The sequence below is a fragment of the Pseudomonas sp. K5002 genome, from assembly GCF_013386655.1.
Classification (GTDB): Bacteria; Pseudomonadota; Gammaproteobacteria; order Pseudomonadales; family Pseudomonadaceae; genus Aquipseudomonas.
Map to the genome: position 1 here is coordinate 1 of NZ_JACARK010000165.1, position 12,922 is coordinate 12,922.

At 59.7% G+C, this 12,922-nt stretch carries 13 protein-coding genes and 1 pseudogene; 8 read left to right on the forward strand and 6 right to left on the reverse strand.

Annotated features, from left to right (window positions below; genetic code table 11):
• The coding region (locus HX846_RS09230; RefSeq protein ID WP_178965301.1) for a DUF4105 domain-containing protein at positions 1–1,188 on the reverse strand (1,188 nt) is incomplete at its 3' end.
• Between the two features lie 93 nt (positions 1,189–1,281).
• Complete coding sequence (locus HX846_RS09235) at positions 1,282–1,770, reverse strand: DUF3015 domain-containing protein (protein WP_003215845.1); 489 nt, start codon at positions 1,768–1,770, stop codon at positions 1,282–1,284.
• 267 nt (positions 1,771–2,037) lie between these two features.
• Between HX846_RS09235 and HX846_RS09240 the strand changes: the two genes are divergently transcribed.
• The gene (locus HX846_RS09240; protein ID WP_177054421.1) at positions 2,038–4,476 is read left to right on the forward strand and encodes a Lon protease family protein; all 2,439 of its coding nucleotides are present in this window, start codon (positions 2,038–2,040) and stop codon (positions 4,474–4,476) included.
• A gap of 200 nt (positions 4,477–4,676) precedes the next feature.
• Positions 4,677–5,003 (forward strand): hypothetical protein, encoded by a 327-nt coding sequence (locus HX846_RS09245; RefSeq protein WP_003215849.1) that lies wholly within the window; start codon positions 4,677–4,679, stop codon positions 5,001–5,003.
• Positions 5,004–5,054: 51 nt separating this feature from the next.
• Here the strand turns inward: HX846_RS09245 and HX846_RS09250 are convergent, their stop codons facing one another.
• Positions 5,055–6,890 carry a hypothetical protein gene (locus HX846_RS09250; RefSeq protein WP_003215851.1) on the reverse strand — a complete coding sequence of 612 codons (1,836 nt, stop codon included), beginning with the start codon at positions 6,888–6,890 and terminating at the stop codon, positions 5,055–5,057.
• Between the two features lie 166 nt (positions 6,891–7,056).
• Here HX846_RS09250 and HX846_RS09255 point away from each other — a divergent pair, with 166 nt between their 5' ends.
• Positions 7,057–7,545: a TIGR00645 family protein gene (locus tag HX846_RS09255; protein ID WP_003215853.1), complete on the forward strand. Its 489-nt coding sequence runs from the start codon at positions 7,057–7,059 to the stop codon at positions 7,543–7,545.
• Positions 7,546–7,658: 113 nt separating this feature from the next.
• Positions 7,659–8,276: an FKBP-type peptidyl-prolyl cis-trans isomerase gene (locus tag HX846_RS09260; RefSeq protein ID WP_034115957.1), complete on the forward strand. Its 618-nt coding sequence runs from the start codon at positions 7,659–7,661 to the stop codon at positions 8,274–8,276.
• 54 nt (positions 8,277–8,330) lie between these two features.
• Here the strand turns inward: HX846_RS09260 and HX846_RS09265 are convergent, their stop codons facing one another.
• The 3 genes from HX846_RS09265 to HX846_RS09275 form a co-directional block, all read right to left on the reverse strand.
• Positions 8,331–8,588: a hypothetical protein gene (locus HX846_RS09265; RefSeq protein ID WP_003215856.1), complete on the reverse strand. Its 258-nt coding sequence runs from the start codon at positions 8,586–8,588 to the stop codon at positions 8,331–8,333.
• A 197-nt stretch (positions 8,589–8,785) separates the two neighbouring features.
• The gene (locus HX846_RS09270) at positions 8,786–9,127 is read right to left on the reverse strand and encodes a zinc ribbon domain-containing protein YjdM (RefSeq protein WP_003215858.1); all 342 of its coding nucleotides are present in this window, start codon (positions 9,125–9,127) and stop codon (positions 8,786–8,788) included.
• Between the two features lie 188 nt (positions 9,128–9,315).
• Complete coding sequence (locus HX846_RS09275) at positions 9,316–10,284, reverse strand: polyprenyl synthetase family protein (RefSeq protein ID WP_003215860.1); 969 nt, start codon at positions 10,282–10,284, stop codon at positions 9,316–9,318.
• Between the two features lie 239 nt (positions 10,285–10,523).
• Between HX846_RS09275 and rplU the strand changes: the two genes are divergently transcribed.
• The 4 genes and pseudogenes from rplU to HX846_RS09295 form a co-directional block, all read left to right on the forward strand.
• Entirely contained in the window at positions 10,524–10,838 is a 315-nt protein-coding gene (gene rplU, locus HX846_RS09280; protein ID WP_003176051.1) for a 50S ribosomal protein L21, read from the forward strand.
• Positions 10,839–10,872: 34 nt separating this feature from the next.
• Positions 10,873–11,148 carry a 50S ribosomal protein L27 gene (rpmA, locus tag HX846_RS09285; RefSeq protein ID WP_003215862.1) on the forward strand — a complete coding sequence of 92 codons (276 nt, stop codon included), beginning with the start codon at positions 10,873–10,875 and terminating at the stop codon, positions 11,146–11,148.
• Between the two features lie 193 nt (positions 11,149–11,341).
• Positions 11,342–12,565, forward strand: coding sequence for an Obg family GTPase CgtA (gene cgtA, locus HX846_RS09290; protein WP_003215864.1), 1,224 nt, complete (start codon positions 11,342–11,344; stop codon positions 12,563–12,565).
• Positions 12,566–12,688: 123 nt separating this feature from the next.
• Positions 12,689–12,922 (forward strand): annotated as a pseudogene (locus HX846_RS09295) (glutamate 5-kinase); the annotation flags it as partial.

Genomic DNA, 12,922 nt, shown 5'->3' on the forward strand with positions numbered 1-12,922 from the left:
CAGGCCGGGGCGTTCGATCTTCAGGTCCGGCGCCGGGTTCTGGTTGATCGCCCGCAGCAGTTCGAAGCTGCGCTGGGAGCGTTCGGTGTCGCGCTCCAGGCCGTTGGCGCGGTAGCGGCCAAGGCGGTAGGCGGCGTCGATGATCAGGGCCTGGCGGTCTTTGGCGATGGCCTTGAACGCCGGGTCCTGCAGTTGTTTCTGGTCGTCGCTGATCTTCAGCACCCATTGCTGCTCGTCGCTGTCCAGCGGCTTGGCGCGTTCCAGCAGCTCCCGTTCACGGGAAGGGCGGTAATCGATTTTCTCCACCAGGCCGGCTTCTTTCACGGCTTTTACCGTGTCGGTAGGGATCGCGGTCAGCGGGAATTGTTCGGTCAACCGCAGGCTTGGGCGGGCCACTTGCAGCAGTTCCAGCAGGCGATAGGAGCAGTTTTCGTCGAAGAAGAAATAGTCGAATTGGATCTGCTTGAGTTCCCACACGTGCTCGACCATGCGCTCGGTCTCGACCTGGGTCAGGTTAAGGCGGTATTCCCACAGGTCGCGGTTCTCCAGGCTACGGTATTCCGAGAGTTTTTCCTGGTAGGGCACCAGCGCGAACAGGCCCGGGTAGCCGCCCATCAGGCCCTTCCAGGCGTAGAGGATGCTGTTGTCCGAGCCTTCGATATAGGCGCCAAAGTTGATCGCGTAGCTGAGCAGGGCGGTGTTGTTGCTCTGCACGTCAGCCTGGTCGATGCGCAGCAGGGTATGGCCGAACATTGATGATGGGCTGTTGAGGTAGGCCGCCGGGAAGATCATCACCGCGCTGTGGGGGGCGACGTCCTTGAACCATTGCTTGAACTCCTTGCAGTCCAGCGCCGGCAAGTCGCTCAGGTGCAACTGGTCCTTGAGCCAGCGTGTACGTGCCGGGTAAACGCATTGGGCGTGCTTTTCGCCGAGGCTGGCCGGGGCATACAGCGCCTCGACAGTGGCCTTCAGCTCCTGGTCCGGATGGTGGGCGCCATCGGGAGCGAGGAAGAATTTCTTGTCGCTGACATAGCTACGCCAGCCTTTGAACTTGCCGGATTCGTAGTGCCCCAGTGAAAGCCAGAACGGGTCGTTGGCCAGTTGCTGCAAACGTTGATCATCAAGGTGCGGCGCCGCATAAAGCGGGGCGCAGGCGAAGAGTGCCAGGTAGGCAAGGCGTTTGAGCATGTGGGCAACTTAAGTCGAGATAAAAAGACCCAAAGGGGAGGCAGGTCCAAAAATAATAAAACCCGTGCCTCGAAAGGCACGGGCGGGTCGAGCTTAAGCCTGGGTAGCGTATTTCGCCAGACGGGTGTCGCTTTTCAGTACAGCCAGGGTGTTGTTGTGCACGTCATCAGCGGTTACGTCAGCCTTGCTGAAGATTTGCTGGAAGTGCTCGTGAGTCACAGCGGCAAAGTGCTCGCGATCTTCAGGAGCAACGCCCAGTACTACAGCGTAGGTAGTCAGCGCTTCGCCGTTACCCTTGGCCATGTCTTCGGACAGCTCGTTCATCATGCCATTCATGGCAATCCACGATTTGCCACCGTAGGTCAGTGCGCTGTTGGTGCTGCAGCCGTTGGTGCCCGAGGTCATGCCGAACGTGGCGTTACCCGAGGTACCGTTGGTGGTGGAGGCCAGGAAGTGAGCCGGAGTGCCGCGTTGGCCTTCGAACAACATGTTGCCCCAACCGCAGTTCGGGCCACCTGGCGCTTCTGCCATTGCATTGAGGGAGACGACGGTGAAGAGAGTACCGAGAAGGATCCGTTTCATAGCTTTGTTCTCTTTGTGTGCAAACCAATGGACAAGGGTTCAGGTGCCTGACAGCACCCTAGGGGTCGGTTATTAGTCCAACCCGCAGCAGGTTGGAGTTTAGGCATGATCCAAGGGTTCCGTGACTTTTTATGAAACAAGCCGGAAACACTCGGTTTTTTTACAGCCCCGAACACGGGTCTATGCTTTCCCCAAGCCGTCCTTGCCAGCCGGCCCAACCCGGCGCCAGAATGCCGTCATCTGCCCCGCCTGATGTAAGGAAGCCCGATGCCTGATCCTGTTGCTGCCAGCTTGCGTCTAGCGCCCGAAGCGCTGACTCGTCCTTTTTCCGCTGAACAGTTCAGCTTCTCGACCACCAATGATTTGGAGCCCTTTCGCGGTGTGCTTGGCCAGGAACGTGCGGTCGAAGCCTTGCAGTTTGGTGTGGCCATGCCACGCCCCGGTTACAACGTATTTGTGATGGGCGAGCCCGGTACCGGGCGCTTTTCGTTCGTCAAACGCTACCTCAAGGCCGAAGGCAAGCGCCTGCAGACCCCGGCCGACTGGGTCTACGTCAATAATTTCGATGAGCCTCGCGAACCCCGCGCGCTGGAACTGCCTGCGGGCGGTGCTGCCGCGTTCATCTCCGATATCAACGGCCTGATCGACAACCTAGTCGCGACCTTCCCGGCGGTGTTTGAACACCCGACGTATCAACAGCGCAAAAGCGCCATCGACCGTGCCTTCAACCAGCGTTACGACCGTGCCCTGGACGTCATCGAGCGCCTGGCCCTGGAAAAAGACGTGGCGCTGTACCGTGACAGCACCAACATTGCGTTTACCCCGATGCTCGACGGCAAGGCCCTGGACGAGGCCGAGTTCTCGCAGTTGCCCGAAGCCGACCGCGAGCGTTTCCACACCGATATTTCCGAACTGGAAGAACGCCTCAACGAAGAACTCGCCAGCCTGCCCCAGTGGAAGCGCGAGTCCAATAACCAGATGCGCCAGTTCAACGAAGAAACCATCACGCTGGCCTTGCAGCCACTGCTGGCGCCGTTGTCCGAAAAGTATGCGGAGAACGCGGCCGTCTGCGGCTACTTGCAGGCGATGCAGGTCTACCTGCTGAAAACCGTGGTCGAGCAGTTGGTGGACGACGCGAAAACCGACGCCCAGGCCCGCAAGTTGCTGGAAGAACAGTACTGCCCGAGCCTGGTGGTGGGGCATCCGATCAACGGTGGCGCCCCGGTGGTCTTCGAGCCGCATCCGACCTACGACAACCTGTTCGGTCGTATTGAATACAGCACCGACCAGGGCGCGCTCTACACCACCTATCGCCAATTGCGCCCGGGTGCGCTGCATCGTGCCAACGGTGGTTTCCTGATCCTTGAAGCCGAGAAGATGCTCAGCGAGCCGTTTGTATGGGACGCCCTCAAGCGTGCCTTGCAATCGCGCAAGCTGAAGATGGAATCACCGCTGGGCGAACTGGGCCGCCTGGCCACGGTGACCCTCAACCCGCAAGTGATCCCGTTGCAGCTCAAGGTGGTCATCATCGGCTCCCGCCAGTTGTACTACGCGTTGCAGGACGCGGATCCGGACTTCCAGGAGATGTTCCGGGTACTGGTGGATTTTGACGAAGACATCCCGATGGTGGATGAAAGCCTGGAACAGTTCGCCCAGTTGCTGAAAACCCGCACCTCGGAAGAAGGCATGGCGCCGTTGACCTCCGATGCGGTGGCGCGGCTGGCGACCTACAGCGCGCGGTTGGCGGAGAACCAGGGCCGCTTGTCGGCGCGTATCGGTGATTTGTTCCAGCTGGTCAGCGAGGCGGACTTCATTCGTCACCTGGCCGGTGATGAGCGCACCGACTCCGGGCACATCGAGCGCGCACTCAAGGCCAAGGCCACGCGCACCGGGCGGGTGTCGGCGCGGATTCTCGACGACATGCTCGCCGGGGTGATCCTGATCGACACCGCCGGCGCGGCGGTGGGCAAGTGCAACGGGCTGACGGTGCTGGAGGTGGGTGACTCCGCGTTCGGTGTGCCGGCGCGGATTTCTGCCACGGTGTACCCGGGCGGCAGCGGCATCGTCGATATCGAGCGTGAAGTTAACCTCGGCCAGCCGATTCACTCCAAGGGCGTGATGATCCTCACCGGTTACCTGGGCAGCCGTTATGCCCAGGAATTCCCGTTGGCGATCTCGGCGAGTATCGCCCTGGAGCAGTCCTACGGCTATGTCGACGGCGACAGCGCGTCGCTGGGCGAGGCCTGCACCTTGATCTCGGCCCTGTCGAAGACGCCGCTCAAGCAGTGCTTTGCCATCACCGGCTCGATCAACCAGTTTGGTGAGGTGCAGGCGGTCGGCGGGGTCAACGAGAAGATCGAAGGGTTCTTCCGTCTTTGCGAGGCCCGCGGGCTGACCGGCGAGCAGGGGGCGATCATTCCCCAGGCCAACGTCGCGACACTGATGCTCGATGAGAAGGTGTTGCAGGCCGTGCGGCAGGGGCAATTCCACGTCTATGCCGTGCGTCAGGCCGACGAGGCCTTGAGCCTGCTGGTGGGTGAGCCTGCGGGTTCGCCCGACGAGGAGGGGCAGTTCCCCGAAGGCAGCGTCAATGCGCGGGTGGTGGAGCGTCTGCGGGCGATCGCCGAGATGATCAGTGAAGATGACCTGAAGGAAGCCGAGAAGGAGTTGGCGCAGGAAGCACTGGCTGAGACCAAGCCGGTGTAATCAATGCCGAAGGGGCCTGGTTCCAGGTCCCTTCGGCATATTTTTGACGCCGTCGTGACGGCAGTCGTCCGTTGGTCCCCCAGCCTTGGTTTGTACCGGGTTTCTTCTATTCTCAGCTCAAGGGATAGCCACAGGAGTCGCTGGATAGAAACAGTCTTGCCTTGCGAGGCTGAATACCGGATCTACCGAGGGTCGCCGCCATGTCGCGCAACCTCTGCCTCACCCGCCAGTGCCTGGGCCTGGTCACCCGTATCGAATGTTCCATTCGCCCTCTCGCGGGGGATACCGGGATGTGGACCTTGTTGTTTGCCGCCGGAATGACTGGCGAACAACCCTCCACCATCAAGTCCCAAGGCCCGTTCCACGGACCTTTCGTGGCACAAACCATCCTCGATTCGATTGTTGAAAGCCTGACCCTGCACGGCTACGAGCTGGCTGACGACCCGCAGATCTGGTGCCTGCACCTGCAGGCGCACTTGCGACAACTCAACGGTGGGCGGCAGACGGTGCTAAGCGATATCCGCTGACCGCACTCCCCCCGTAGCAGCTGGCGCTCGACAGCTGCTACGGGGGAGGGGCTATGGCTTGGGGGCAGGGGCCGCCTCGGGTTTGTCCAGCTTCACCTCAAACCCATACTGCACCGTGTCCAGGCCGGTGCGCTGGTAGGTTTCCAATGTCGTCGGCTGGCCGTAGAAGTAATGCACGTCGAACAGCGCCGTGCCGTATTCCTCGGCGCGGTGGCTGACGCCGAGAATTTCCTTCAGGTAGTTGCCGCTGGCGTCCTTGGCATAGAACCGCCAGCTGTCAGAGGGGAACAGCTTCTGGTCGACAATCAGTGCGTTGTCCTTCAGCTCCAGGCCCTTGGGCAGTTGGCCGGCAGTGAGGCTGCCTTTCTCGATGGTCGCCAGGAACAGCGGCATCGATCCGACGGCAAACCCCGGGTTTTCAGGGAACAGGTTCAGGTCATAGGTGATGGTGCCGCGCCCCGGGTCGACCTCGTAGGCTTCGGCGGGCAGTTCGATCGGCTCGCCAAGCTTGCCTTCGTCGTTGGCGGTGAGGAACGTCACCGGGGCATCGCCGCCGCCGCGGTCCTCGCCCAGCAGGTCGTCGTTGAAGGTGTAGGGGTGATCGAACTCAACGTGCGCCGCACTGGCGTCATCCACCGACTGGTTGATGGTGACGCTTTTCTTCAGTTGGTCTTCAGACAGGGTGGCGTCCTTGAGCCAATCCGCGGCCTGGTCGTCATACACGGTGACGGGCATCGGCAACGGCTGTACGGTTTTTTCCAGGCTGTTCTTGTCGAAGCGCCGTACGGGCAGGTCCAGGTCCTTGCGGGTCACCGTGGCCTGGGAAAAGTCGAGTACGCTGACTTGCACATTGTCGATCAGGCCATTGAAGTACACCTTGGTGTAGTGGCTGTTCTGCTTGAGCTCGAAGGCTTTCTGCTCGTCTTCCAGCTGTTTCTCGAAGGCGTCGGACCAGGCCTTCTGCTTCTGCATTTCGGCCAGTTGCTTCTCGTAGAACGCCAGTTGCGCGGCGTTTTCGTTGATCGAGCCCGAGCGCGAGAGAAATTGCCCGGTGGTGTCACGAGCCTGCACCAGCAACGGGTTCGGCGATTCGTCCGCGACTTCCGGCGCCAGCGGGGCGCTGTTGGTCAGTTCGATCTCGGCGTAGTTCTTTTCCAGGGCCAGCAGGGTGACGGTGACGTTTTCTTCGGTGCGCTTGCGGCCCACGTCCTTTTTCGACAAGTCGAAGGTGAAGACTTTACGCGGGGCAATCACTTCCACCTTGCCCTTGAGGGTGACGGGCTGCGGCTGGCTTTTGTTCTCCGTCTCGACGCCTTCGACGAACGGGTAGGTCACCGTCAGGTCATCGGGGTTGGTCAGGTTGGAACTGGTGGGGCTCAACTGGATGCCCGGGTCGGTTTCCGACCATTCCGGCTGGAACGGGATGACCTTGTTGTTGCTCAGGGTCACCGACTGCCATTCCAGGCCGTGTGGGAAGGGGAACTGGTCGGGCATGTTGAAGTTGAACGGGAAGATCGGCTGCAGGTCCGTCAGGTAGTCCGAATGGGACGCCTTGCGCAGGACAAACAGGCCATTGATGTAGGTATCGACCAGGGCCTGCGGCGTAGGGTAATGCTTGAGCAGCGCCAGGGCGTCTTCGCTGTACTCGGCCTCGATGGGCTTGGTGGCGAGCTTGGCCCGTGCCCGTTCCAGCAACAGCAGCGAGCCTCCAAGCTCGGACACGGCGTCCTTGAGCTTGGGGTCCTGGATGGCGTCCAGGGATTGTTCGAACTTGGCGGTTTTCTCTTCGAGACTGGCTTGCTTGTGTTCATCGCTTGGGGAACAACCGCTGCCCATCAGCAACGCCGCACACAGGCCAAGGCTGGCCAAAGGGGATCGCACATCCATTATCTGAGTTTTCCTGTCCGACATCATCGAGCCGAGTTGATGAGCTCGACACTAGCAGAAAAATTCCTTAACAGATGCCGTACAGATCAGTTTTCTCGACGGTTTCTGGGGTTTGGGTGCGGCTGGTATACTCGCCGCCATTTTTAGCCAAGCTGTGTGAGATTCAATGGAACGCTTTATCGAAAATGCAATGTATGCCTCACGCTGGCTGTTGGCGCCGATCTATTTCGGGCTGTCCCTGGGGCTGCTGGCGCTGGGCCTGAAGTTCTTCCAGGAAGTGTTTCATGTGATTCCCATCGTGTTCACCATGAGCGAGTCGGATGTGATCCTGGTGCTGCTGTCGTTGATCGACATGGCGCTGGTGGGCGGCTTGCTGGTGATGGTGATGATCAGCGGCTACGAGAACTTCGTTTCCCAGCTGGACATCGACGAAAGCAAAGAGAAGCTCAACTGGCTGGGGACCATGGATTCCTCGTCGCTGAAGATGAAGGTCGCGGCGTCCATCGTGGCGATTTCGTCGATCCATCTGCTGCGGGTCTTCATGGACGCCAAGAACGTCGATCCCGAGCACCTGAAATGGTACGTGATCATTCACATGACCTTCGTGGTGTCGGCGTTTGCCATGGGCTACCTGGACAAGGTTACCAAGCATTAATCAGCCCCTGGCGCTCTCCTGCGCGGGGCTCATCAAGGGTGTGGCTTGTGTGCTAGTCTGCTCGCCCTTTTAGTTTGGACGGCACCTGTGTCGTCCTACAGCGGAGCCTTTCCATGTCCGAAGTTAATCTGTCCACCGACGAAACCCGCGTGAGCTACGGCATTGGCCGTCAGTTGGGCGACCAGCTGCGCGACAACCCGCCACCGGGCGTGAGCCTGGACGCGATCCTGGCTGGCCTGACCGACGCTTTTGCCGGCAAGCCTAGCCGTGTGGACCAGGAGCAAATGGCCGCCAGCTTCAAGGTCATCCGCGAAATCATGCAAGCCGAAGCCGCTGCAAAGGCTGAAGCTGCTGCTGGCGAAGGCCTGGCTTTCCTGGCTGAAAACGCCAAGCGTGACGGCATCACCACCCTGGCTTCCGGCCTGCAATTTGAAGTGCTGACTGCCGGTACCGGCGCCAAGCCGACCCGTGAAGACCAGGTGCGGACTCACTACCACGGCACCCTGATCGACGGCACTGTGTTCGACAGCTCCTACGAGCGCGGCCAGCCTGCGGAATTCCCGGTTGGCGGCGTGATCGCCGGCTGGACCGAAGCCCTGCAACTGATGAATGCCGGCAGCAAATGGCGCCTGTACGTGCCGAGCGAACTGGCTTACGGCGCTCAAGGCGTTGGCAGCATCCCGCCGCACAGCGTTCTGGTGTTTGACGTCGAGCTGCTCGACGTTCTGTAAGACCTTACCTGCAGGAGCGAGCCTGCTCGCTCCTGCAGTGTTTTGCGCGGTTGCTCATGGATGAAACTTGCCATTGAGATCCGTCACCGGGCGCAACGCTCGGGCATAGCAGAACAGAAACAGATTTCTCACCACTTCCTTCAGCACCCCGGGCTCACTGGAACTCAGGCCATTGACGTCCAGGTCGCCCTGATCCTGCAGTTCGCTTAACGCCTCTTCTTCCAGCACCGCGCAGACTTCCCCGGTTTCCCGATGGAGGATTCGCAGGTAAGGGTGTGGACGGTCCAGCCAGGCATCGATCAAATAAGTCATGGGAAGTATCTCCTTGATGGGTTTCAATGAGAATAATTCTTATTCGTAGAATAGCAAGTCCCTATTGGCCATTTCCGGACTTTTCTGTGTGGATATTGTTTTTGATCAAAAGGCCTGGCCTTTTGCCGCTAGTGCGGAAGTGACGCGGGGAGGGTGAAGCGCCATCCCGTGCAGGGCACGGGATGGAGGCAGCATAGTCAGACCTTGCGGACGAACTCGGACTTGAGTTTCATCGGGCCGATACCGTCGATCTTGCAGTCGATATCGTGGTCGCCATCGCACAGGCGGATGTTCTTGACCTTGGTGCCGACCTTGACCACCAGGGACGTGCCCTTGACCTTGAGGTCCTTGATCACGGTGATGGTGTCGCCGTCCTGCAGGACGTTGCCCACAGAGTCTTTCTTCACAGATTCATCGCTGGCCGCCTCGGCTTCGCCGCCGACGGCCCACTCATGGGCGCATTCCGGGCAAATCAGCTGGGCGCCATCTTCGTAGGTGTATTCGGAATTGCATTTCGGGCAGGGTGGCAACGTGCTCACTAAAGCTCCTTTGGTTTCAGGATGGCTAAAAAGCGCACATTGTATAGGGTTTTAGCCGGGCAGGGGGCAGCAACGCCAGAGAACGCTGTGGGAGCTGTCTTGCCTGCGATGCAGGCACCTCGGTTTGTCTGTTACACCGCAGTGATGCAATCGCAGGCAAGCCAGCTCCTGCATGGAGCAGAGCAGAATCAGTGAGTACGGGCGACCGCGAACTCACTCAGCTCAACCAGGGCGTCCCGGTATTCGCTGGCTGGAAGGGCTTCCAGGCATTGGATCGCGCGAGCCACGTAGTCACGGGCCAGTTGCGCCGTGTATTCGAGGGAACCCGAGGCTTCCACGGCTTCGCGGATGCTTTCCAGGTCTTCGATCCCGCCTTTCTGGATCGCCTTGCGCACCAGGGCGGCCTGTTCCGGCGTGCCTTCGCGCATGGTGTAGATCAGTGGCAAGGTCGGCTTGCCCTCGGCCAGGTCGTCACCGACGTTCTTGCCCAGGGTTTCGGCGTCGCCGCGATAGTCCAGCAGGTCGTCCACGAGCTGGAAGGCCACGCCCAGGTGATCGCCGAACGTGCGCAGGGCTTCGCTCTGCTCGGGCGTCGCTTCGCACAGGGCGGCGGCGCTATGGGTCGAGGCTTCGAAGAGCATCGCGGTTTTGCCGCGAATCACTTCCATGTAGGTTTCTTCGGTGGTGCTGGCGTCGCGAACCTTCGACAGCTGCAACACTTCACCTTCGGCGATGATGCGCGTGGCCTGTGAAAGAATCTTCATCACCGGCATCGAGCCCAGCTCGACCATCATTTCGAACGAGCGCGAGTACAGGAAGTCGCCCACCAGTACGCTCGGCGCATTGCCCCACATCGCGTTGGCCGTCTCGCGACCACGGCGCATGCCGGACATGTCGACCACGTCGTCGTGCAGCAGGGTGGCGGTGTGCAGGAACTCGATGGTCGCGGCCAGCAGGCGCAGGTCATCGCCTTCGCGGCCCAGGGCCTTGCCACACAGCAACACTAATAAAGGACGCAGGCGTTTACCGCCGGCCGACGTAATGTAGTCGCCAATTTTGGAGACCAGCGGCACTTTAGAAGTCAGCTGCTTCTTGATGATGCCGTCGACGGCGCTAAAATCGTCCGCCACCGCGCGGTAGAAAGCTTGGGGTTGCATCAGCGACAGTCGCTCCAGAAGGGTTGCGCGGCATGCTAGGACCCGCGTCCCGTAGTGTCAAGGCGCGATAGACGGCTACTTGCAACACCTCCATAGCTTGCGTACAATCGCGCACCCTGAACTTCCTGGGCAGCACCTGCCTTACGCAATTGCATTCGGGACGTCCATCCCATGCAGCCATGCCAGCCAATACCTCTTCTTATAAAGCGCTGGGTGAGCAGGATTATCGGAGAAATACCATGTCGTACGCAGTAATTGTTACTGGTGGCAAGCAATACAAGGTCGCCCCAGGTGAATACCTGAAGATCGAGAAGCTGGAAATCGCTACTGGCGAATCCGTTACTTTTGATCGCGTTCTGTTGGTCGCCAATGGCGATGACGTGAACATCGGCGCTCCAGTTGTTGCAGGCGCTACCGTTGTGGCTGAAGTGATCTCCCAAGGTCGTCACGATAAAGTCCGCATCATCAAGTTCCGTCGTCGTAAGCACCACATGAAGCGTATGGGCCACCGCCAGTGGTACACCGAGATCAAAATCACCGGTATTCAGGCTTAATTTCAGCCTAATTCCTCACTAGGAGAATTGACTCATGGCACACAAAAAAGCTGGTGGTAGTACCCGTAACGGTCGCGACTCAGAAGCCAAACGCCTTGGCGTGAAGATGTATGGCGGCCAGGTTATCATTCCGGGCAACATCATCGTGCGTCAGCGCGGCACCCAATTCCACGCCGGTTACGGTGTTGGCATGGGTAAAGATCACACTCTGTTCGCTAAAATCGACGGCGTGATCAAGTTTGAAGTAAAAGGCGCTTTCAACCGCCGTTACGTGAGCATTGTCCCGAAGACTGAAGTCGTCGCGGCATAATTACGTAGTTGCTGGAAAAGCCCTGTCTCGCGACGGGGCTTTTTCGTTTGTGGGGTGAGTCTCTTGCAAAGCTGTTTGTGATGGGCGAAAGCAGTGGATTTGCGGTCGTTGCTTGAGGTCGCTGCGCTCATTTTTGCAAGAGTCTTATGTCTTGGTTTCTTAAGCTCGTCCGTGCGACGAGAGGCGTTTTGTTATGAAGTTCGTTGATGAAGTTTCGATCCGAGTAAAAGCTGGCGACGGCGGTAACGGTTGCATGAGTTTCCGTCGGGAAAAATTCATCGAAAACGGTGGTCCTAACGGTGGTGATGGTGGTGATGGCGGCTCGGTCTACATGATCGCCGACGAAAACCTCAACACCCTGGTGGACTACCGTTACACCCGGCACTTTGATGCCGAGCGTGGCTCCAACGGCGGCAGCACCGACTGCACCGGTAAAAAAGGCGAAGAGTTGGTACTGCGGGTTCCGGTCGGCACCACCGTGATCGACTCCGCAACCCAGGAAGTCATTGGTGACCTGACCAAAGCCGGTCAGCGCCTGCTGGTGGCTCATGGCGGCTGGCACGGTCTGGGCAACACCCGTTTCAAGTCCAGTACCAACCGTGCGCCACGCCAGACCACGCCGGGCAAGCCAGGCGAGCAGCGTGACCTCAAGCTGGAAATGAAGGTACTGGCTGATGTGGGCCTGCTGGGTCTGCCGAATGCCGGCAAAAGTACGTTCATTCGCTCGGTGTCTGCTGCCAAGCCGAAAGTCGCCGATTACCCGTTCACTACCCTGGTGCCGAACCTGGGTGTGGTCAGCGTCGACCGCTGGAAAAGCTTCGTGGTTGCGGACATTCCGGGCCTGATCGAAGGCGCTTCCGACGGCGCAGGCCTGGGGATCCGTTTCCTCAAGCACTTGTCCCGCACCCGTTTGCTGCTGCACCTCGTCGACATGGCGCCGCTGGATGACACCAGTGCACCGGACGCTGCTGAAGTGATCGTCAGCGAGCTGACCAAGTTCAGCCCGTCCCTGGCTGAGCGTGATCGCTGGTTGGTGCTGAACAAGTGCGACCAGATCCTCGAGGAAGAGCACGAAGAGCGCGTCAAGGAGATCGTTGATCGCCTGGAATGGACCGGTCCGGTCTACGTGATCTCGGCCATTGCCAAAGAAGGCACTGAGCGCCTGACTCGCGACATCATGCGTTACCTCGAAGACCGTGCCGATCGCCTGGCCGCCGACCCTGTCTACAAGGCCGAGCTGGCTGAACTGGATCAGCGCATCGAAGACGAGGCTCGTGCCCAGTTGCAGGCGCTGGATGATCAGCGTGCCCTGCGTCGCAGTGGCGTCAAGTCGGTCCATGATATCGGTGACGATGATTGGGACGAGGAAGACGTGGATGATGAAGATGGTCCGGAAATCATTTACGTGCGCGACTGATTCGTTGCAGTAAACTTAAGCGCCGCTCAATCGAGCGGCGTTTTGGTATCTGGAAATCGGTAGTCACGAATAACGTTATGGGCGGCGCTGGGTCGCGCGGCCCTCTATCTAAGGTTGAAGATGATGCGGAGCAAGGTGACAGGTGCGCAGCGTTGGGTCGTTAAGATCGGTAGCGCGCTGCTGACGGCGGATGGCAAGGGGCTGGATCGTGCGGCCATGAGTGTCTGGGTGGACCAGATGGTGGCCTTGCATGAGGCCGGCGTCGAGTTGGTGTTGGTGTCGTCCGGGGCGGTTGCCGCCGGCATGAGCCGCCTCGGCTGGACCGCGCGACCCAGCGCGATGCATGAGCTGCAGGCT

What these genes read in the sequence shown, in the direction of transcription:
- HX846_RS09260 (WP_034115957.1), top strand. Translation starts at nt 7,659, where the DNA reads ATGTCCGAAGTTAATCTGTCCACCGACGAAACCCGCGTGAGCTACGGC.
- HX846_RS09275 (WP_003215860.1), bottom strand. Translation starts at nt 10,284, where the DNA reads ATGCAACCCCAAGCTTTCTACCGCGCGGTGGCGGACGATTTTAGCGCC.
- HX846_RS09255 (WP_003215853.1), top strand. Translation starts at nt 7,057, where the DNA reads ATGGAACGCTTTATCGAAAATGCAATGTATGCCTCACGCTGGCTGTTG.
- HX846_RS09245 (WP_003215849.1), top strand. Translation starts at nt 4,677, where the DNA reads ATGTCGCGCAACCTCTGCCTCACCCGCCAGTGCCTGGGCCTGGTCACC.
- rpmA (WP_003215862.1), top strand. Translation starts at nt 10,873, where the DNA reads ATGGCACACAAAAAAGCTGGTGGTAGTACCCGTAACGGTCGCGACTCA.
- HX846_RS09250 (WP_003215851.1), bottom strand. Translation starts at nt 6,890, where the DNA reads ATGGATGTGCGATCCCCTTTGGCCAGCCTTGGCCTGTGTGCGGCGTTG.
- HX846_RS09240 (WP_177054421.1), top strand. Translation starts at nt 2,038, where the DNA reads ATGCCTGATCCTGTTGCTGCCAGCTTGCGTCTAGCGCCCGAAGCGCTG.
- HX846_RS09265 (WP_003215856.1), bottom strand. Translation starts at nt 8,588, where the DNA reads ATGACTTATTTGATCGATGCCTGGCTGGACCGTCCACACCCTTACCTG.
- rplU (WP_003176051.1), top strand. Translation starts at nt 10,524, where the DNA reads ATGTCGTACGCAGTAATTGTTACTGGTGGCAAGCAATACAAGGTCGCC.
- HX846_RS09235 (WP_003215845.1), bottom strand. Translation starts at nt 1,770, where the DNA reads ATGAAACGGATCCTTCTCGGTACTCTCTTCACCGTCGTCTCCCTCAAT.
- cgtA (WP_003215864.1), top strand. Translation starts at nt 11,342, where the DNA reads ATGAAGTTCGTTGATGAAGTTTCGATCCGAGTAAAAGCTGGCGACGGC.